General features: G+C 47.0%; 2 protein-coding genes. Both read right to left on the bottom strand.

The window, feature by feature from the left end; genetic code table 11:
- Nucleotides 1–456, bottom strand: a 456-nt coding sequence (locus tag CAFE_RS19600) for an alpha-amylase family glycosyl hydrolase (RefSeq protein ID WP_267901573.1), incomplete at its 3' end; no start/stop codon positions are given.
- A gap of 152 nt (nucleotides 457–608) precedes the next feature.
- Nucleotides 609–2,315: glycoside hydrolase family 13 protein (locus tag CAFE_RS19595; RefSeq protein ID WP_156991534.1), on the bottom strand; the 1,707-nt coding region annotated here is incomplete at its 5' end.

The following is a 2,315-nucleotide window of genomic DNA, read 5'->3' as shown; positions in this document are numbered from 1 at the left end:
AAGGTAGCAGCCGTCTCTTTCTGTTACACCGCACATGGAGTTGAACCCGGCCGGGCGGTTCCATACGGAATCCGTCCAGATATACCGGTGGCTGTATTGATTTTGTTTCGCTTTTTTGCTTTCCAGAAACCACGGGTGCCGGTCGGAGGTATGTCCGGGAACCAAATCGAGCAAGATACGCATTCCGCGCTTATGCGCCTCCGTAAAGCACCGTATCATATCGTTGTTCGTACCGTAGCGGGGTGCGATTTTTTTATAGTCACAAACATCATATCCGGCATCCATAAAAGGAGAATCAAAGCAGGGATTGATCCAAATTGAATTGCAGCCAAGCGATTTTACGTAATCCAGCTTTTCGGTGATGCCGTTGATGTCCCCAATCCCGTCGCCGTTCGTGTCGTAAAAGCTTTGCGGATATATTTCATAAAACACTGCGTCGTTAAGCCATTTGGGCATCATAAGCCCTCCGTTCTGATTTTTTATCCTGTCTCTGTTTTCAGTCTTCCACCGCAATGCCGGCCGCAGACCACCAATCAAGTTGGATGCGCCGGCAAAAATCATTTTTGCTCCGGAAATCGGACATTTGATTATTGTACTTAATTTTTAATTCAAATGGAGTAGTAAAAAGAGAATCCGCCAAACGGATGTAAAAATCCCGATTCCGCGAGTTCCGTTTTTTCAGCGGAGACCCAGTCGATCGCTTTGCCAACCGGAAGAACAATGTTTTTGCCTTCTCCTGTGTTGTTTAATACGGTCAGAGCCTTTTCATCGCCATACCCCCGTTCCAGATAAAAGACCCCGTCGTCGGCCCACATTTTTATATTACCGTACTGAAGCGGTTTGCAGCTTTTGCGAAAGGAAATGATCTGTTGATAAAAGGCAAGTAAGTCTTTGTCCCAACGGTTCTCGTCCCAGTCAAAGGTACGCCTGCTGTCCGGGTCACCGTTGCCTTCCATGCCGATTTCCGTTCCATAATAGGTACAAGGTACGCCAATATAACTGAATAAAAACAGAATGGCCAGCATCAGTTTCTTTTTATCCCCCCGGCACCAGGTCAGGAAACGCATGGTATCATGGCTGTCCAAAAGGTTCAGCATGGAAAAATTGGCCTGATCCGAGTTCCACATCAGGCTGCCGGATAAATCCTCCGCAAATTCTTCCGCGCTGATTTCCCCTGATGCAAAAAATTGAATGCACGATTTTGTTACAGGGTAGTTCATCACCCCGTCGAATTGGTCGCCCATCAGCCATGGGTAAGAATTATGCCAGTTTTCGCCGATAATCACGGCTTCCGGATTGATCCCTTTAACCAGTTGGCGAAAATCCCGCCAGAACTGGTGGTCGATTTCATCGGAGACATCGAGGCGCCAGCCGTCGATCCCTGTTTCTTCCATCCAGTAAGCGACCGTATCAAAAAGATACTTTTTGAGCTGCGGATTTGATGTGTTGAGCTTCGGCATGTTGGGGCTTGTTCCAAAGCACCGGTATTTCGGTTCGCCGCCATGCTCAGGAAACTCAGTAAAATGGAACCAGCCGGCATATTGGGAATGACCGCCGTTTTTCAGAACGTCCTGAAACGGGGCAAAAAAGTAACCGCTGTGGTTGAATACCCCATCCAGAATTACGCGAATGCCATTTTCATGCGCCTGTTTTATGAGTTTACACAGCAGGTCTTTATCCCCGAAAGCGGGGTCGACCTTACGGTAATCGGTTGTATCATATTTATGGTTGCTGGGGGACTCAAAGATCGGAGTGAGGTACAGCCCGTTGATTCCAAGTTCTTTCAGGTAATCAAGTTTTTCAAGGATGCCCTGCAAATCACCGCCGAAAAAGCTTTTCGGCTTTGGAAGCTCGCCCCACGGGGAAACACTCCCGGGGTCATTGCCGGGGTCGCCATTGTAAAACCGTTCCACAAAGATCTGATAAAAAATTGCTTCATGAACCCAGGAGGGAACGGTGTGAACGTCGATCGGATTGATGAACGGGTACTGAAAATAATGAAAATAAGCATATTGATCGTTGAAAGCTTCGGTTACTCCGGATTCGGAATAAACGAGAGTCGCTTCGCCGTCGGAGATTAGAAAATAATAGCCCAGCCTCGGATCGTCCGTTGCATAGTTATACTGATAATAATCGAAGTAACGGTCGGTGGCGATTTTTTCCATTTGGAATTTTTGTTTTGTCATCCATGCGTGTTTTTTTGCAATTACTAACACTGCGGATTTGCAGTCGTCCTTTGCCGTGCGCAGGCGGATATGTAATTCATGATCGTTATAAGCAAAAGCATAGTTGCTTTTTGGGTTATGATAAAGTGC

This window comes from Caproicibacter fermentans (assembly GCF_009746625.1).
Lineage (GTDB): Bacteria > Bacillota > Clostridia > Oscillospirales > Acutalibacteraceae > Caproicibacter > Caproicibacter fermentans.
Note: the sequence above shows the minus strand (reverse complement) of the source record. Positions and strands in the feature narration are given on the sequence as shown.